The 16,677-nt window shown below is 65.1% G+C and carries 15 protein-coding genes and 1 pseudogene; 8 read left to right on the top strand and 8 right to left on the bottom strand.

What is annotated here, in order from left to right; genetic code table 11:
- Positions 1–70 precede the first annotated feature (70 nt).
- The gene (locus N5D30_RS12545) at positions 71–478 is read left to right on the top strand and encodes a PaaI family thioesterase (RefSeq protein WP_220813141.1); all 408 of its coding nucleotides are present in this window, start codon (positions 71–73) and stop codon (positions 476–478) included.
- Between the two features lie 210 nt (positions 479–688).
- On the opposite strand, the gene N5D30_RS12540 is transcribed toward N5D30_RS12545, so the two are convergent.
- Entirely contained in the window at positions 689–1,930 is a 1,242-nt protein-coding gene (locus N5D30_RS12540) for an OprD family outer membrane porin (RefSeq protein ID WP_220812918.1), read from the bottom strand.
- A gap of 733 nt (positions 1,931–2,663) precedes the next feature.
- Here N5D30_RS12540 and N5D30_RS12535 point away from each other — a divergent pair.
- Both N5D30_RS12535 and N5D30_RS12530 read left to right on the top strand, forming a co-directional pair.
- On the top strand, positions 2,664–3,089 hold the full coding sequence (locus N5D30_RS12535; protein ID WP_279909251.1) for an HIT domain-containing protein: 426 nt from the start codon (positions 2,664–2,666) through the stop codon (positions 3,087–3,089).
- Positions 3,090–3,091: 2 nt separating this feature from the next.
- Positions 3,092–3,298, top strand: a complete 207-nt coding sequence (locus tag N5D30_RS12530) for a SlyX family protein (protein ID WP_279909250.1) — start codon at positions 3,092–3,094, stop codon at positions 3,296–3,298.
- Positions 3,299–3,434: 136 nt separating this feature from the next.
- On the opposite strand, the gene N5D30_RS12525 is transcribed toward N5D30_RS12530, so the two are convergent.
- The 5 genes and pseudogenes from N5D30_RS12525 to N5D30_RS12505 all read right to left on the bottom strand — a co-directional run bounded on the left by N5D30_RS12525 (position 3,435) and on the right by N5D30_RS12505 (position 7,378).
- The gene (locus tag N5D30_RS12525; RefSeq protein ID WP_262880352.1) at positions 3,435–3,686 is read right to left on the bottom strand and encodes a cold-shock protein; all 252 of its coding nucleotides are present in this window, start codon (positions 3,684–3,686) and stop codon (positions 3,435–3,437) included.
- Positions 3,687–3,725: 39 nt separating this feature from the next.
- Positions 3,726–4,049 (bottom strand): annotated as a pseudogene (locus tag N5D30_RS12520) (cold shock domain-containing protein membrane protein); the annotation flags it as partial.
- A 128-nt stretch (positions 4,050–4,177) separates the two neighbouring features.
- Positions 4,178–5,245, bottom strand: a complete 1,068-nt coding sequence (locus tag N5D30_RS12515; protein ID WP_279909248.1) for a GGDEF domain-containing protein — start codon at positions 5,243–5,245, stop codon at positions 4,178–4,180.
- 131 nt (positions 5,246–5,376) lie between these two features.
- Positions 5,377–6,375 carry a class I SAM-dependent methyltransferase gene (locus N5D30_RS12510; RefSeq protein ID WP_279909247.1) on the bottom strand — a complete coding sequence of 333 codons (999 nt, stop codon included), beginning with the start codon at positions 6,373–6,375 and terminating at the stop codon, positions 5,377–5,379.
- Positions 6,376–6,409: 34 nt separating this feature from the next.
- Positions 6,410–7,378, bottom strand: a complete 969-nt coding sequence (locus N5D30_RS12505; RefSeq protein ID WP_279909246.1) for a 2-hydroxyacid dehydrogenase — start codon at positions 7,376–7,378, stop codon at positions 6,410–6,412.
- A 79-nt stretch (positions 7,379–7,457) separates the two neighbouring features.
- On the opposite strand from N5D30_RS12505, the gene N5D30_RS12500 reads away from it, so the two are divergent.
- Complete coding sequence (locus N5D30_RS12500; protein ID WP_279909245.1) at positions 7,458–8,087, top strand: LysE family transporter; 630 nt, start codon at positions 7,458–7,460, stop codon at positions 8,085–8,087.
- Positions 8,088–8,093: 6 nt separating this feature from the next.
- On the opposite strand, the gene N5D30_RS12495 is transcribed toward N5D30_RS12500, so the two are convergent.
- A complete protein-coding gene (locus N5D30_RS12495; protein WP_279909244.1) occupies positions 8,094–8,876 on the bottom strand; it encodes a helix-turn-helix transcriptional regulator in 783 nt (260 codons plus the stop codon).
- A 79-nt stretch (positions 8,877–8,955) separates the two neighbouring features.
- Here N5D30_RS12495 and N5D30_RS12490 point away from each other — a divergent pair, with 79 nt between their 5' ends.
- A complete protein-coding gene (locus tag N5D30_RS12490; RefSeq protein ID WP_279909243.1) occupies positions 8,956–10,140 on the top strand; it encodes an MFS transporter in 1,185 nt (394 codons plus the stop codon).
- A 57-nt stretch (positions 10,141–10,197) separates the two neighbouring features.
- Here N5D30_RS12490 and N5D30_RS12485 read toward each other — a convergent pair whose 3' ends face one another.
- Complete coding sequence (locus N5D30_RS12485) at positions 10,198–11,373, bottom strand: acetyl-CoA C-acyltransferase (protein ID WP_279909242.1); 1,176 nt, start codon at positions 11,371–11,373, stop codon at positions 10,198–10,200.
- A gap of 168 nt (positions 11,374–11,541) precedes the next feature.
- On the opposite strand from N5D30_RS12485, the gene N5D30_RS12480 reads away from it, so the two are divergent.
- The 3 genes from N5D30_RS12480 to N5D30_RS12470 all read left to right on the top strand — a co-directional run bounded on the left by N5D30_RS12480 (position 11,542) and on the right by N5D30_RS12470 (position 16,615).
- On the top strand, positions 11,542–13,224 hold the full coding sequence (locus N5D30_RS12480; RefSeq protein ID WP_279909241.1) for a fatty acid--CoA ligase: 1,683 nt from the start codon (positions 11,542–11,544) through the stop codon (positions 13,222–13,224).
- A gap of 219 nt (positions 13,225–13,443) precedes the next feature.
- Positions 13,444–15,219: a DUF1302 domain-containing protein gene (locus N5D30_RS12475; protein ID WP_279909240.1), complete on the top strand. Its 1,776-nt coding sequence runs from the start codon at positions 13,444–13,446 to the stop codon at positions 15,217–15,219.
- Positions 15,220–15,247: 28 nt separating this feature from the next.
- Entirely contained in the window at positions 15,248–16,615 is a 1,368-nt protein-coding gene (locus N5D30_RS12470; RefSeq protein ID WP_279909239.1) for a DUF1329 domain-containing protein, read from the top strand.
- Positions 16,616–16,677: the final 62 nt, after the last annotated feature.

Below are 16,677 nucleotides of genomic sequence, written 5' to 3'. Positions count from 1 at the left end.
TAATGACTCGGCATTGTACGGTGCCAGCCATGTGGCGTACAGGACGGACCGGGAGTAGACGATGGCGGAGCTGACCGCTGGCCAGGTGCAGGCGCTGATTCGCGCCGGCGTGCCGATGGCGGAGGACATCGACCTGCGGGTCGATCGTCTGGACGGGGAAACGGCCGTGGCAAGGGTGCCGTTTCATGCCCGACTGGTGCGTCCGGGTGGCACGCTGTCGGGCCCGACCATCATGGCGCTGGCCGATGCCGCCATGTATGCGGTGGTGCTGGGTCGCCTGGGGCGGGTGGAGATGGCGGTGACGGCCAATCTCAACATCAACTTCCTGTCCCGGCCGGCCCCGGTGGACCTGATCGCCGAGGCGCGCATCCTGCGCCTGAGCCGGCGCCAGGCGGTGTGCGAGGTGCAGTTGTATTCACAGGGCGCGGAGGGCGATCTGGTGGCGCATGTCACCGGCACCTACGCGTTACCGGCGTAATCCCGCGCCTCCCGCAGGCAAAGTTGGCGTATGAGGCGCGGATGCCCGCCGTCGTAGGGTGTGCCGCGCGCACCGGCAAGCAGGCAGATCATTCCGGTGCGCATGGTGCACCCTACGGCAAGCGTAGCGGCTCGTTGTGTCATCACAAAAAAAGAAACCCGGCCTGAGCCGGGTTTCTTCGTTCGCATCGAGGATGCTCGATGGGAATCCTTACAGGATTTCCAGCGGGTACTCGACGAACAGGCGCCACTCGTTCAGGTCGGTACCGAAGCGGTTGTCGGTGCGATAGATCGAGTTACGAGCCTTGAAGGACAGGTCCTTGGCGGCGCCGCTCTGGATGGTGTACTTGACCTGGTTGAAGAACTCGCGCTCTTTGGCGTCGCTGTCGCCCGGCACCTTGATGTCGTAGCCGTAGACGTAAGCGGTTTTCCAGAACAGGCCCGGTACGCCGTAGCCAGTGAAGTCCAGCTCATAGCTGGCCTGCACGGACTTCTCGTCGGCGTTGTTGAAGTCGGAGTAGTAGGAGTTGGCTACCCAGATCGCGCTGCCGCCGTCGCCCATGTCGTAGGCATAGCCCACGTCGCCGCTGTTCTGCTGGTAGGCCAGGATGAAGGCGTGCGAACCGACGCTGTACTTGCCGGCCAGACTCCAGATGGTGTTGTCGTCGCCGGTCAGACCGTTGCCGAAGAAGCCATCAGCGGTGGTGTCGTCTTCGTACTTGGTCTTGTAGTAGTTCAGGTCGAAGTTCAGAGCCTGCTCTTCGGCCAGCGGGATGGTCCAGTTGATGTTGGCGTACTTCTTCTTGTAGACGTCTTCGACGTCGGAGAAGTAGACCGAGGCGCTCAGGTTGTCGGTGAACTGGTAGCTACCGCCGATGACGTCGGTGCTCTTCAGGCGGGCATCGTCACGGGCGCCGGAGGCCATCGGGCTCTCGGCGGTGAAGTGACCGGCGTTCAGCTCCAGACCTTCGATCTCGCTGCTGGTGATCAGGGTACCGGTGAAGCTCTGCGGCAGCAGACGGGAGTCGTCATAGGCCAGAACCGGCATGCTCGGCATCTGGTCGCCGTACTTGATCACGGTGTTGGAGATGCGGGCCTTGACCGCGGCGCCAACCTGGCCGACGGAGTCGTTCCAGTCCTTGCGCTCGCCCGGGAACATATCGCCCTGGCCGCCGTCGAGTTTCAGACCCAGCAGACCGAAGCCGTCCACGCCCACACCTACGGTGCCTTGGGTGAAGCCGGATTCGAAGGTGGTGATAAAGCCCTGGGCCCAGGTGCTACGGTCGTAAACGCCCTTGTTGTAGTCACGGTTCCAGTAGGTGTTGCGCAGCAGGAGGTTCAGGCTGCTGTCTTCCACAAAGCCCTTGGACTCGGACTGAGCGCTGGCGAATGCCAGTTGGGTGGTACCGGCGGTCACGGCGAGAGCCAGTGCGCTCCACTTCATCACTTGCATTGTGATTGCTCCTTTGGTTTAGAAGATTTGTGCCGCCCATTGTTTGTTTTCTGGGCGACTCTTTCTTTTTGTGTCGGCGCTAACTTATAGCACGGAGGCTTAAATTGGCGACAGATATCATTGATTTCCTACGGCTTATTTACATCGGCGTCGCAAATTTACATTGTCGACGTCGCATTTCTGTAGATTCCAGCCGTGTCGGACGTTTCTTCCCTTCTCCCTGAAAAGGCTGCAAATCCAACGGCTTAGGGGCCTGCAGCCCGACTGCAGGGTGCGCACGAGCAGAGGGTGCCAGACTCTTAGCAACTTCCATGCACAAAGTGACGAACAGGATTCGCAATCATTTACCGTTGTGCCGCAACTTCATGTTTGCGTGCCTCGCAGGCCTTGTAGTTACAGGCTTCGCGAGGCCATGTCCGATCGTCGCCCGGCGGCTATCCTTACTTGCCATGAGCGGTCGTTGTTACCGCACGTCGGCTTCCGAGGGTGACGGTAGCGGCCGGTAACGTTTCCTGTCTGTGCGGTTGGTCAGTTTGTGGGCGTCGCCTGGGTAGTTTTGCCCACTTTTGGGGCGGTGCCCGGTCATGCCCCGGTACAACCGCCTGGACCCGTCCGGACGGCGCCTTGTTTTGGCGCGTCGTTCCGCTTCCCGGGCGTCGTCCGGATGGAGATGAATTGCCGGGCCTGTCCCGCTATGCTGCGCGCCGATTGTCTCGGCTTGGAGGAGAAACGCATGTTCAGTCTGGATTCCCGTCTGCAGCAGGATTGCCTGGTCCTGGGCGACTTTCCCCTGTGTCGCCTGCTGCTGATGAACGACGCCAACTACCCCTGGTTCATCCTCGTGCCCAGGCGCGAGGACGTCAGCGAGCTGTTCCAGCTGGATGCGGCCGACCAGCAGCAGTTGTGGCTGGAGACCACGCGCCTGGCCGAGGCGCTCAAGGATGCCTTCGTGGCCGACAAGATGAACGTCGCCACCCTGGGCAACGTGGTCAGCCAGCTGCACATGCATGTGGTCGTGCGGCGGCGGGAGGATCCGGCCTGGCCGGCACCCGTCTGGGGCAGGCATCCGGCCCGCCCATACGGCGCCGAGGAAGCCGCGGCGGTTCGCGAGCGGCTGACGCGGGTGGTCACCGACGATTTCCGGTTCGTGGAGAGCTGAGCATGGATCTGGAACAGCGTGTGATCGAGCTGGAGAGCCGCCAGGCGTTTCAGGATGACACCATCGCGGCGCTGAACGATGTGGTGGTGGAGCAGCAGCAGGTCATCGAGCGCCTGAGGCTGCAGGTCGCGGCGCTCGCGCGGCGGCAGGAGGAAATCCAGGGGCAGTTCGGCATCGCGGAGGACGAGGCGCCGCCGCCTCACTACTGAAACGAAAAAGCTATGTCGTTACGTGCTGGTGGCGCAATTCGCGGATAAATCCGCTCCCACAAGATGTGCAACGACTAATGGTGACATGGCCACGAAAAAGCCCGCGTCGAGCGGGCTTTTTTGCATCCTTCCTTTATTAACGGTGGCCGGGCAGGGCGATGATCACGTCTTCGGCCTGCAGGCCCTTGTCGCGTTGCATCACGGAAAACTCCACGCGCTGGCCCTCGACCAGGATGCGGTGGCCCTCGCCGCGAATGGCACGGAAGTGGACGAAGATGTCTTCGCCGCTGTCACGCGAGATGAAGCCGAAGCCCTTCGAGGTGTTGAACCACTTGACGGTGCCGGTCTCGCGGTTCTCGTCGAGTTCGCGCTGGACGGCCGGGGTGATGCTGCGTGGACGATTGCCACCCAGGTTGATGGCCAGGTGCAGCAGGGTGGCGGCCAGCAGGGTGATGAGGCTGAGCGAAACGGCCGGCTGGTTGCCGATCTGGGCCAGCGGCGCCAGCAGGATCAGCGCCTGCAGCACGCTGGCGAACACCAGCAGGGCCGATACCAGGGCCTGCAGCTGGTTGCGCACGCCGTCGTGGCGAACCGGCAGCAGCGGCGCGAGCAGCAGGTTGGCCAGGCCGAACAGGGCCAGGTAGAGGGCATCCGGTTGTTGCAGGTAGGACAGCTCGTCGTTGCGAAGACTTGGCGTAAAGGACAGCAGCAGAGCGCCGCCGCCTGTGATCAGGTGAACGATCTTCAACATGGTAGAGAAACTCGCTTGTTCGAAATGGCTAATCGAGGAGCGGAGCGGACATCGGGCGATGGGCTCCGCCTATGCCGCGGCGATGCGGCACGGCGGCTATTTAACCGCAAAGAGGATATGCGCTCAAATCAAGCGGTTAGCGCTTCCTTCGGGGTGGGCGGGTGGATCTGGTCGCGGCCGTTGCGCTTGGCCTGGTAGAGCGCGTCATCCGCCCGGGTGACGAGGCTGTCGAAGTTGTCGCCCGTCTCGGCCAGCGCCAGGCCGAAGGAGGCGGTGATGGTGTCCAGTACCTTGTCGGTACTGCGCACCTTGACCCGTAGCGCCCGGATCTTCTGGCGCAGCTGCTCGGCGAATTCGCCGGCGGTTTCCAGATCGAAGCAGTCCTTGAGGATGATGCAGAATTCCTCGCCGCCGTAGCGCGCCGCCACGCCCCGGGCCGGGAGCAGGTCCCGAAGCAGCTGGCCGACATGCTGCAGCACGCGGTCGCCCAGCGGGTGTCCGTACTGGTCGTTGAACTGCTTGAAGTGGTCGATATCCAGCATGACCAGCGCCAGCCCCTTGGTGTCGCCGGCCAGGGCCTGCTCCAGCAGACGGGTGAAGGCGTGGCGGTTGAAGACGTGGGTCAGGCTGTCCAGGGTGGCCGCGGCCTGCGCGCGCTCCAGCTGGCTGCGCAGGTTCTGGATCTCGGCCTGCGCCGATTTGAGGCGATAGAGGAATTTTTCCTGCTGCTCCTGCATCTGCTGAGTGCTCAGCTGCAGTTCGTTGAGCACGCTCGGCAGGTCGTCGACGATCGGCTCCTGCAGCGCGGCCAGGCCCTGCGAGAGGCTGGCATGGTAATGCTGGCCGCCACTGACGTTGCGTTTCACGTCGTCTTCGATGTCGTCGACCAGTTCGATCACCTGCCGCTGCCCGGCGCGGGCCTCTTCCAGTTCGCCGCGGATGATGAAGTCGCGGAACAGCTTGACGGCCGTTTCCGGCGGGAAGCTGGAGAAGTCCTTGATGATCTTGTCCAGGCGGCGGTTCAGGTCGGGCTCCGAACCCTTGCAGTAGCTGTACCAGAGGGCGTAGTGCACCGGATTCGGCGGGATGTCGTGGCGCACCATGTGCGGCACCGCTTGCTTGAGCAGATCGGCAGCCTCGCGGGTCTCTTCGGGAAACAGCTCGAGAATGGAGGGGGCTTTCGGCGGCTGGCTCATGCACGTCACTGTGGCGAGGTGGGAATGGACAAAGGATAGATTAGCCGCAGTGCGCACGCCTAGCGAAAAAGGGGCGCAGGCGGCTCTACATGGGGGATGCGCGGGTGATCCGGCCGCTCATGAACGACGATTCAGGTGCGCCGTGCTCGATAGATGCGGAAGCCTTCGCCTTCGTCCAACGTGTGGCAGCGGCCCAGGTGCTGCTCGATCAACGGTGGGTACTTGAGGAAGCTGTTGGCCACCAGCCGCAGTTCGCCGCCCGAGGCCAGGTGGCGGGCCGCCTGGCGCAGCAGGTGCTCGCTGGCCTGGTAGTCGGTATGCACGCCGGTGTGGAAGGGCGGGTTGCTGACGATCGCCGACAGCCCGGTCGGCGCCGCATCGATGCCATCCCCGGCGATCACCTCGGCCTCCAGGCCGTTGGCCGCCAGGGTAATGCGGCTGCTCTCGACGGCGAAGGCGTCCACGTCGAGCAGGCTGACGGCACTGGCGGGATTGCGCCGCTTGAGCACGGCTCCGAGTATTCCGGCGCCGCAGCCGAAGTCCAGCAGATGGCCCTGGGGCAGGCCGTCCAGATGCTCCAGCAATAGTGCGCTGCCGCGATCCAGGCGGCCGTGGCTGAACACACCCGGAAGGCTCAGTACCTGCAGCGGCCCGTCGCTCAACGCCAGTTCGAAACGCTGGGCCAGAGCGCCCAGGTCGGGGGCCGCCGGCGCCCGCTCGACGGTGACCTGCCAGAGCTGGCAGTGGCGCGCGCTGTCGAGTTTGCGTGGCTTGCCATAGGCGGCGAGCTGTTTGGCGGCGCGCTCGATGCCGCCCCGTTTTTCGCCGACTAGGTACAGCTCACGGCCGTCCAGGCGCGCGGCCAGGGCCTGCAGCAGGTAGTCGGCGAGTTCGCGGGACTTGGGCAGGAACAGCACCGCGCTGTCGAACGCCCGCTCGGGCGGGCGGGTGCCGAACAGGCTGCGCCCGGGGAAGCGGGCATCGAGGGCACCTTGCTCGCCCGCGTGCCAGCTCCAGCCGTGGGCGTGCGGCAACTGGCCGAGCAGGTCGTCCCCCGGTAGGCCGGCCAGCAGCAGGTCGCCCTGGAACAGTTCCACCTGGCGCAGCAGCACTTCGCTTCGTGGGTCCATGGGCATGCTCCGCTGCAGAAAAAGGGCGCGTAGTTTACCCGCTGACCACCTGCCTTGGCGTGCCGGCGAAGAAGGCCTCGGCGTTCTCCGCCAGTTGCCCGACGATACGCTGGCGTGCCTCGCGGCTGCCCCAGGCGTTGTGCGGGGTGAGGATCAGGCGCGGGATGTCCGGCGCCAGCAGCGGGTTGCCGTCGCGGGGTGGTTCCTCGCTGAGCACGTCGAACGCGGCGCCGCCCAGGTGGCCCGCGCGCAGCGCGTCGGCCAGCGCCTGCTCGTTGATTAGGCCACCGCGGGCGGTGTTGACCAGCAGGGCGCCGGGCTTCATCAGCGCCAGTTCGGCGGCGCCGATCAGGTCGCGGGTCTGTTCGTTGAGCGGGCAGTGCAGGGTCAGGGCGTCCGCCTGGGGCAGCAGCTCGCTCAGTGGCAGCCGGTCGGCACGGGGTGGCCGGCCGGGCAGGGCGCCGAGCAGTACGCGCATGCCGAAGGCTTCGGCCAGGCGCGCCACCGCGCTGCCCAGCTCGCCGTGGCCGAGCAGGCCGAGGGTCTTGCCTTCCAGTTCGACGATGGGGAAGTCCAGCAGGCAGAACTGGCTGGCGCGCTGCCAGGCGCCATCGCGGATCGCCGCCTGGTAGTCAGGCAGGCGGGTCGCCAGGGCGAGCAGCAGCATCAGGGTGTGCTGGGCCACCGAGGCGGTGCCGTAGCCCTGGCAGTTGGCGACGACGATGCCGCGCTCGCGGGCGGCCGCCAGGTCCACGTTGTTGGTGCCCGTCGCCGAGATCAGGATCAGCTTCAGGTCCGGGCAGGCCGCCAGGGTCTCGGCGCTCAGGTTCACCTTGTTGCTGATCGCCACCTGGGCGCCGCGCAGCAGGCCGGCCACGTCCGCCTCCTCGCAGCTCGGTTGCAGCACCAGTTCGCCGAAGACCCGGCGCAGCGGCGCCATGTCGAGGTCGCCGAGGTCGAGGGAGGCATGGTCGAGAAAGACCGCACGTGCGCTGTTGTTCATCGGCTGTACCTGTCTGGATGCGGAGGACAGGCGTAAGGTTGCCAGCCTGTCTCACCGATTCCCACCCTGCGGAGGTCGCATGTACTGGACGGAGTTTCTCACCGTCGCCCTGATCCACCTGCTGGCGGTGGCCAGCCCGGGGCCGGACTTCGCCATCGTGGTGCGCGAGAGCGTGGCCCACGGCCGCCGCGCCGGTACCTGGACGGCGCTGGGCGTGGGTGTCGGCATCTTTGTCCACGTCGCCTATTCGCTGCTCGGCATCGGCCTGATCGTGTCCCAGTCCATCGTGCTGTTCAACGCGTTGAAATGGCTGGCGGCGGCCTATCTGTTCTACATCGGCATCAAGGCGTTGCGCGCCAGGCCGGCGGCGCCCGGCGAGCTGGAAGTGGCCATCGACGGCCAGCAGCGCTCGGCGCGGGGCGCCTTCGTCACCGGCTTCGTCACCAACGGGCTCAACCCCAAGGCCACGCTGTTCTTCCTCTCGCTGTTCACCGTGGTGATCAACCCGCACACACCGCTGGCGGTGCAGGCCGGCTACGGCGTGTACCTGGCCTTCGCCACCGCGCTGTGGTTCTGCCTGGTGGCGCTGCTGTTCAGCCAGCGCCGCGTGCGCGCCGGCTTCGCCCGCATGGGCCACTGGTTCGACCGGCTGATGGGCGCGGTGCTGGTGGGGCTGGGTATCAAGCTGGCGTTCACCGAGCTGCGTTGAGGGGCTTCAGGTCCGCAGTTCGGCAAGCCGGTTCAGGGCCTTCAGGTACTCGCGCGGGTTCTCCCCCAGCAGCCGGCGGAACATGGCGCTGAAGGCCCGCCCGCTGCCGTAGCCCAGGGCGTGGGCGACTTCCTGGACGCTGGCGCCGGCCAGCAGGCGCGGCAGCGCCTCGGTCAGGCTCAGCTGCTGGCGCCATTGCTGATAGCTCATCTGCAATTCCTGGCGGAACAGACGCGCTAGGGTGTGTGAGCTGGCGCCCGCCTGCTGGGCCCAGTCCTCGAGCCGGTAGGGATGCTCCGGGCTCTGCAGCAGCGCCCGGCAAATCGCCTGCAGGCGGCGGTCGCGCGGCATCGGCAGGTGCAGCGGCAGGCGTTCCAGCGCCGCCAGTTCGCGTAGGATCAGTTGCTCGATCAGCTCGCGCACGTCCTCCTCCGGGTGTCCGTCGCTGGCGCGCAGGATCAGTTCGCGCAGCAGGGGCGTGACCACCAGCACGCAGCAGTCCTCCAGTCCTGCGGGGCAACGCTGCGGCGGGATGAACAGCGGGCGCATGCGCAGCTCGCCGGAGACGAATATCTCGTGGCGCAGGCCCGGCGGAATCCACACCGCCCGTCCCGGCGGGATGATCCAGGCGCCGCGCGCGGTGACCAGCCGCATCATGCCGGCGACCGCGTGGAGGAACTGGGCCTGGGGATGGCTGTGCGGCTCGATCCAGTGGCCGTCGGGGTAGTCGAAGGGCAGGGCGGCGAGCTGGCTGTGGCTGGGAAAGTCCAGCCATTTGTCCGATTGCATGACTTCTCTGTCAGGTATGCGATTCAGCGCCAACCTAGCATGGCATTTCCTTCCCACCAAGCGAGACGGAAATGCCCTCATGAGCCTGCCCCGCACCATCATCCGCTACGTCAACGCCGCCCATGTGCTCGACCACATGTTCATGCTGATCTACCCCGCCGCGGTGCTGGGCATGACTGCCAGCTTCGGGCTGAGCTACGCCGAGATGATCGGCCTGTCGCTGGGCGGCTTCATCGCCTTCGGCGCCTGCTCGCTGCCGGCCGGCTGGCTGGGCGACAAGTGGGATCGCCGGCACATGCTGCAGCTGTTCTTCATCGGTATGGGCGCCTCGGCGATCCTAACCGGACTGGCCAGCAGCGTGCCGATGCTGGTGGTGGGGCTGACGCTGATCGGCGTGTTCGCGGCGATCTACCATCCGGTCGGCACTGCCATGCTGGTGGCCCACGCCGAGCGGCGCAGCCACGAGATCGGCGTCAACGGCATGTGGGGCAACCTGGGCGTGGCCTTCTCGGCGCTGGTCACCGGTTTCCTGGTGGCGCAGTTCGGCTGGCGCGCGGCCTTCCTGCTGCCCGGGGCGGTGGCCGTGGCGATCGGCCTGGCCTTCGCCTGGCAGGTGCGGCGCGAGGCGCCGGTCCCGGTTCAGCCGGCGGCGCAGCGCGGTCGCGATGGCCGGCGCCTGTCGATGCCGCTGGTGTTCGGTGTGCTGGCGGTGGTCACGGCCACCGGCGGCGTGGTGTTCAACGCCACTACGGTGACCTATCCGAAGCTGTTCGAGGCAGGGCTGGACGCCTGGTCGGCATCGCCGCAGCGGCTCGGCCTGATCGTCAGCCTGGCCTATGCCTTCGGCGCGGTGGCGCAGCTGATCATGGGGCGTCTGCTGGACCGTTTCAGCCTGAAGGCGCCGTTCGTGGTGCTGACCCTGGTGCAGGCGCCGTTGTTGCTGGCGCTGACCCAGGCCGAAGGCTGGGGCCTGGTCGCCGCCGGGGCTGGACTGATGTTCGCGGTGTTCGGCCAGGTCACGGTGAACGATGCGATGGTCGCCCAGTTCGTCGCGCCGCAGTGGCAGTCGCGGGTGTTCGCCCTGCGCTACTTCCTGTCCTTCGGCGCCAGCGCGGCGGCGATCCCGCTGATCGCCTTCGTCGAGCCGCGCCAGGGGCTGGCCGGGCTGTACGCGGTGCTGGCGGCGTTCGCCGCGTTGACCTTCGTCGCGGCGCTGGCGTTTCCCCGCACCGGCCAGCCGGCGCCCGTCAGAGTTCCGGCCTGAAACGCACAGGGCGCGGTGATGACCGCGCCCTGTGGGTGACCGGAAAGAGCCGCTGCGTTACAGCAGTTCAATGGCCACCGCAGTGGCTTCGCCGCCGCCGATGCACAGCGAGGCCACGCCACGCTTGCCGCCCTTGTTACGCAGGGCGTTGATCAGGGTGACGATCAGGCGCGAGCCGGTGGAGCCGACCGGGTGGCCCTGGGCGCAGGCGCCGCCGTAGACGTTGACCTTGGCGTGATCCAGGCCGTGTTCGCGCATGGCCAGCATGGTGACCATGGCGAAGGCCTCGTTGATCTCGTACAGGTCGACATCTTCCTTGCTCCAGCCGGTCTTCTTGAACAGGTTGCTCATGGCGCCGATCGGCGCGAGGGTGAACTCGCTCGGGTCCTGGCTCTGGGTGGCGTGAGCGACGATCCTGGCCAGCGGCTTGAGACCGCGTTTGGCGGCTTCCTCGGCCGTCATCAGGACCAGGGCGCTGGCGCCGTCGGAGATCGAGCTGGCGTTGGCGGCGGTGATGGTGCCGTCCTTCTTGAACGCCGGCTTGAGGCCGGGGATCTTGTCCAGGTTGGCGGTCAGCGGCTGCTCGTCATCCTTCACCACGACCTCGCCCTTGCGGCTGGTGACGGTGACCGGAACGATCTCGCTGGCCAGCTCGCCGCTCTGGATGGCGGCCTGGGCGCGCTTGAGCGACTCGATGGCGTAGGCGTCCATCTCTTCGCGGGTGATGCCGTACTTGTCGGCGGTTTCCTGGGCGAAGGAGCCCATCAGGCGGCCGGTGCGGGCGTCTTCCAGGCCGTCGAAGAACATGTGGTCCTTGATCTCGCCGTGGCCCATGCGCAGGCCGGTGCGGGCTTTCTCGATGATGTAGGGCGCGTTGGACATGCTCTCCATGCCACCGGCGACCATCACTTCGTTGCTGCCGGCCTTGAGCGCATCGAACGCCTGCATCACGGCTTTCATGCCCGAGCCGCAGAGCTTGTTGATGGTGGTGCAGCCGGTGGCGGACGGCAGGCCGGCATTCAGCGAGGCCTGCCGCGCCGGGCCCTGCTTGAGGCCGGCGGGCAGCACGCAACCCATGATCACTTCCTGCACATCGGCCGGCGCGATGCCGGCACGGGCCACGGCCTCGCGGATGGCGGCGGCGCCCAGCTCAACGGCCGGAACGCTGGACAGGCTGCCCTGGAAGCCGCCCATGGGGGTGCGGGCGCCGCTGACGATGACGATATCGGACATCGGTGTTACCTCTGGAGAGTGAAGCCGGAACGGCAGGTATGAGCCGATTCTACTGCGTGACCAAAAGTGGCTAAAGGGTCACGCGAAAATCATTCTTTGGGTTGATTAAGTCCGGGCCAGAGCGGCTCTAGATTGGCGGCGAAGAAAATCCAAGAACAGGTTACCGCCATGCTGAAGACCCGCGTCATCCCGCCAACCGAAAACGCCAACCAGGCTCCGCTGCTGATCAAGCGCCTGCTGCTCTCCGGCAGCCGTTACGAGAAGACCCGCGAGATCGTCTACCGCGACCAGATGCGCTACAGCTACGCCACCTTCAACGAACGCGTGGCGCGCCTGGCCAACGTGCTGAGCGAGGCGGGCGTGAAGGCCGGTGACACCGTGGCGGTGATGGACTGGGACAGCCACCGGTACCTGGAATGCATGTTCGCCATCCCGATGATCGGTGCGGTGCTGCACACCATCAATATCCGCCTGTCCGCCGACCAGATTCTCTACACCATGAACCACGCCGAGGACCGCTTCGTGCTGGTCAACAGCGAGTTCGTGCCGCTTTACAAGAGCATCGAGACCCAGCTGACCACGGTGGAGAAGACCCTCCTGCTCACCGACGGCCCGGAAAAAACCGCCGAGCTGCCCGATCTGGTAGGCGAGTACGAGAGCCTGCTGGCCGCGGCGAGCACCCGCTACGACTTCGAGGATTTCGACGAGAATTCGGTGGCCACCACCTTCTACACCACCGGTACCACCGGCAATCCCAAGGGCGTGTACTTCACCCATCGCCAACTGGTGCTGCACAGCATGGCCGAGGCTGCCGTGCTCGGCGGGCTGGACAGCGTGCGCCTGCTCGGCACCGACGACGTCTACATGCCGATCACTCCGATGTTCCACGTGCACGCCTGGGGCATCCCCTACGTGGCCACCATGATGGGGGTCAAGCAGGTCTACCCGGGCCGCTACGAGCCGGACATGCTGTGCCGGCTGATCCGCGAGGAGAAGGTGACCTTCTCCCACTGCGTGCCGACCATCCTACAGATGATGCTCAACGCGCCCGGGGCCCAGGGCTACGATTTCGGCGGCCTCAAGGTGATCATCGGTGGCAGCGCGCTCAACCGCGCCCTGTACGAGGCGTCGAAGGCGCGCGGCATCCAGCTCACGGCCGCCTATGGGATGTCCGAAACCTGTCCGCTGATCTCCTGTGCTCACATCAACGAGGAACTCAAGGCCGGCAGCGACGACGAGCGCGTCACCTACCGGATCAAGGCCGGCGTGCCGGTGCCGCTGGTCGAGGCCGCGTTGATGGGGCCGGACGGCCAGCTGCTGCCAGCCGACGGCGAGACCCAGGGCGAGCTGGTGCTGCGCGCGCCCTGGCTGGCCATGGGCTACTTCAACGAGCCGCAGAAGAGCGCCGAGCTGTGGGAGCACGGCTGGCTGCACACCGGCGACGTCGCCACCCTGGACGACTTCGGCTACATCGATATCCGCGACCGCATCAAGGACGTGATCAAGACCGGGGGCGAATGGCTGTCTTCCCTGGAACTGGAGGACCTGATCAGTCGCCATCCGGCCTTACGCGAAGTAGCGGTGGTCGGCATTCCCGACCCGCAGTGGGGAGAGCGACCCTTTGCCCTGCTGGTTCTGCGCGAGGGGCAGAGCCTGGATGCCAAGGTGCTCAAGGAACACCTTAAACCCTATGTCGAGCAGGGCTGCATCAACAAGTGGGCCATACCCAGTCAGATCGCGGTTGTTACCGATATTCCCAAAACCAGTGTGGGTAAGCTGGACAAGAAACGAATTCGCCTGGACATCGCCCAATGGCAGGCGGCAGGCAGTGCATTTCTGTCTACGCTCTGAGCCCTGAAAGTGAGGGGCAAGGGGCTTTTGGCGACCCGTCCGAGCAAACGCTTGGCTTGTAAATTGCTGTCGCGAGAAGAATCCGGCCGGCTCGCATCGCGTGACCGGCCGGTCTAGAGAGGCCGGGGGCGGGAAATCACACTTTAGGGGGATCAAGCCTAGGGGGGTGGTAGCTATAGTCCGCGGCATCCATAACAAAAAACACATGGAGTAGCGTCGATGACAATCACCCAACCGTTCTGGCGTCTGGCCAAACTGCCTCTGGCAGTCAGCCTTGCCTCAACCCTCGCTGCCCCGGCTTTCGGTGTCACCTTCAATATCGGTGAGATCGAGGGGCAGCTCGATTCCTCTCTGTCCGTTGGTGCCAGCTGGTCGGTACGTAGCGCCGATCCGGATCTGATCAGTTCCCGCAACGGCGGCGGCGCTTCCACCTCCACCAACGACGACGGTCGCCTGAACTTCAAGAAGGGCGAGACCTTCTCGAAGATCTTCAAGGGTATCCATGACCTCGAGCTCAAATACGGCGACACCGGCGTATTCGTGCGTGGCAAGTACTGGTACGACTTCGAGCTGAAGGACGAGCATCGCCTGCTCTACGACATCGACGACCACAATCGCAAGGAAGCCGCCCAGTCCTCGGGCGCGCAGATTCTCGACGCCTTCATCTACCACAACTACAGCATCGCCGATCAGCCGGGCTCCGTTCGCCTGGGCAAGCAGGTGGTGAGCTGGGGTGAAAGCACCTTCATCTTCAACTCGATCAACGCCGTCAACCCGGTCGACGTGGCTGCTTTCCGCCGTCCGGGCTCCGAGATCAAGGAAGGCCTGATCCCGGTCAACATGTTCTATGTCTCGCAGAGCCTGACCGACAACCTTTCCGCAGAGGCCTTCTACCAGCTGGAGTGGGACCAGACCGTACTGGACAACTGCGGCACCTTCTTCGCCAGTGCCGACGTGGCGGCCGATGGTTGCGATACCCGCTTCTCCGTACTGGGTACCGACTTGGACCCGGATCCTGCCGCCGGCTACCGCTACTTGGGCCGTCGTGGCGACGTGGACGCCCGTGACAGCGGTCAGTGGGGCCTGGCGCTGCGCTGGTTCTCGCCGGAGCTGAACGATACCGAGTTCGGCCTCTACGCAATGAACTACCACAGCCGTACCCCGATCAACTCCTACATCACCGGTCAGCCGGGCTTCTACCACGTCGAGAATCCGGCGACCGGCGAGACCAGCGCCAAATACTTCCTGGAGTATCCGGAAGACATCCGCCTGTACGGCCTGAGCTTCTCCACCAACGTCGGCTCCACCGCCGTGTCCGGTGAACTCAGCTATCGCCCGAACATGCCGATGCAGATCAACACCCAGGACCTGAGTGTGACCGCGGTTGGCCAAGTCCCTGGCCTGATCGAGTTCAACAGCCCGATCTACCTCAGCGGCCATGCTCCGCTGGGCTCCGGCCAGACCATCCATGGCTACGTGCGCAAGCCGATGACCCAGGCTCAGGTGACCGTGACCCAGTTCATCGACCAGGTGCTGGGCGCCGAGCGCCTGACCCTGGTGGGCGAGGTTGGCTATACCCATGTCAGCGACCTCGGCAAGAACGAACTGCGCTTCGGTCGCGCGCCCGAGTTCGGCCTCGGAGAGGTACCTACCAACAGCATCTGTACCGGCCTGGCCAACACCGCCAATCCGGATGAGTGCAACAACAAGGGCTACTTCACCAACACTTCCTGGGGTTACCGCGCTCGCGTCATCCTCGACTACAACGACGTGTTCGCCGGCATCAACCTCAAGCCGAACCTGTCTTGGTCCCACGACGTCGACGGCTACAGCCCGACCTTCAACGAAGGCAGCAAGGCCATCAGCATCGGTATTGATGCCGAGTACCAGAACACCTACTCCGCCAGCCTGTCGTACACCGATTACTTCGGTGGCGAGTACAACACCAGCATTGACCGTGACTTCGTTGCGCTCAGCCTCGGCGTGAACTTCTAAGGTCAGGTTTCACTAGGGATATACATACATGAAAACAACAAAATATCTGTTGCAAACCGGGGCCCTGGCTCTGTCCCTGCTGGCCACCAGCGTTATGGCTGCCGTTTCCGCCGACGAGGCCGCCAAGCTCGGCACCACCCTGACCCCGCTGGGCGCCGAGAAGGCCGGTAACGCCGACGGTTCCATTCCCGAGTGGACCGGCGGCCTGCCGGAGAACGCCGGCACCGCGGACGAGAAGGGCTTCCTGTCCAATCCCTTCGCCAGCGAGAAGCCGCTGTTCACCATCACCGCGCAGAACGCCGAGCAGTACAAGGACAAGCTGACCCCCGGTCAGTTGGCCATGTTCAAGCGCTACCCGGACAGCTACCGCATGCCGGTGTACCCCACCCATCGCTCCGCCAGCGTGCCGCAGAGCGTGATGGATGACACCAAGCACAACGCCACCAACACCAAGCTGGTCGAGGGCGGCAACGGTCTGGAGAACTTCAAGACCGCCAACCCGTTCCCGATCCCGCAGAATGGCTTGGAAGTGGTCTGGAACCAGATCACCCGCTATCGCGGCGGCAGCGTGCGTCGTCTGGTGACCCAGGCCACGCCGCAGGCGAACGGCTCCTACAGCCTGGTCTACTTCCAGGACGAGTTCGTCTTCCCCACCAGCCTGACCGACTACGATCCGAGCAAGCCGAGCAACATCCTGTTCTACTTCAAGCAGCGCGTGACCGCCCCGGCGCGTCTGGCCGGTAACGTTCTGCTGGTCCACGAGACCCTGAACCAGGTGAAGGAGCCGCGTCTGGCCTGGCTGTACAACGCCGGTCAGCGCCGCGTGCGCCGCGCCCCGCAGGTGTCCTACGACGGCCCGGGTACCGCCGCCGACGGTCTGCGTACCTCCGACAACCTGGACATGTACAACGGTGCGCCGGATCGCTACGACTGGAAACTGGTCGGCAAGAAGGAACTGTACATCCCGTACAACTCCTACGACCTCGACTCGCCGAAGCTGAAGTACGCCGACATCATCAAGGCCGGTCACATCAACCAGGACCTGACCCGTTACGAGCTGCACCGCGTCTGGCACGTGACCGCCACCCTGAAGGCCGGCGAGCGCCACATCTACGCCAAGCGTGACATGTACATCGACGAGGACACCTGGCAAGCCGTGGTGATCGACCACTACGATGGTCGTGGCTCCCTGTGGCGCGTCGCCGAGGCCCATTCCCAGTACTACTACGACAAGAAGGTGCCGTGGTACACCGTGGAAACCCTCTACGACGTGATCTCCGGCCGCTACCTGGCCCTGGGCATGAAGAACGAGGAGAAGAAGGCCTACGACTTCGGTTACAAGGCCGCGACCACCGACTTCACCCCGGCAGCCCTGCGTCAGGCCGGCGTGCGTTAATCGCTCCGCGCCACCCGAAGAAGCCGGCCTCGTGCCGGCTTTTTCGTTTGTGGCGGACGGGC

This window comes from Pseudomonas sp. GD03875, assembly GCF_029840585.1.
Lineage (GTDB): Bacteria > Pseudomonadota > Gammaproteobacteria > Pseudomonadales > Pseudomonadaceae > Aquipseudomonas > Aquipseudomonas paralcaligenes.
Note: the sequence above shows the minus strand (reverse complement) of the source record. Positions and strands in the feature narration are given on the sequence as shown.

Excerpts from the sequence above, each read along its gene's own strand:
- N5D30_RS12540 (WP_220812918.1), bottom strand. The coding sequence starts at position 1,930 with ATGCAAGTGATGAAGTGGAGCGCACTGGCTCTCGCCGTGACCGCCGGT.
- N5D30_RS12535 (WP_279909251.1), top strand. The coding sequence starts at position 2,664 with ATGTTCAGTCTGGATTCCCGTCTGCAGCAGGATTGCCTGGTCCTGGGC.
- N5D30_RS12530 (WP_279909250.1), top strand. The coding sequence starts at position 3,092 with ATGGATCTGGAACAGCGTGTGATCGAGCTGGAGAGCCGCCAGGCGTTT.
- N5D30_RS12515 (WP_279909248.1), bottom strand. The coding sequence starts at position 5,245 with ATGAGCCAGCCGCCGAAAGCCCCCTCCATTCTCGAGCTGTTTCCCGAA.
- N5D30_RS12510 (WP_279909247.1), bottom strand. The coding sequence starts at position 6,375 with ATGGACCCACGAAGCGAAGTGCTGCTGCGCCAGGTGGAACTGTTCCAG.
- N5D30_RS12505 (WP_279909246.1), bottom strand. The coding sequence starts at position 7,378 with ATGAACAACAGCGCACGTGCGGTCTTTCTCGACCATGCCTCCCTCGAC.
- N5D30_RS12500 (WP_279909245.1), top strand. The coding sequence starts at position 7,458 with ATGTACTGGACGGAGTTTCTCACCGTCGCCCTGATCCACCTGCTGGCG.
- N5D30_RS12495 (WP_279909244.1), bottom strand. The coding sequence starts at position 8,876 with ATGCAATCGGACAAATGGCTGGACTTTCCCAGCCACAGCCAGCTCGCC.
- N5D30_RS12490 (WP_279909243.1), top strand. The coding sequence starts at position 8,956 with ATGAGCCTGCCCCGCACCATCATCCGCTACGTCAACGCCGCCCATGTG.
- N5D30_RS12485 (WP_279909242.1), bottom strand. The coding sequence starts at position 11,373 with ATGTCCGATATCGTCATCGTCAGCGGCGCCCGCACCCCCATGGGCGGC.
- N5D30_RS12480 (WP_279909241.1), top strand. The coding sequence starts at position 11,542 with ATGCTGAAGACCCGCGTCATCCCGCCAACCGAAAACGCCAACCAGGCT.
- N5D30_RS12475 (WP_279909240.1), top strand. The coding sequence starts at position 13,444 with ATGACAATCACCCAACCGTTCTGGCGTCTGGCCAAACTGCCTCTGGCA.
- N5D30_RS12470 (WP_279909239.1), top strand. The coding sequence starts at position 15,248 with ATGAAAACAACAAAATATCTGTTGCAAACCGGGGCCCTGGCTCTGTCC.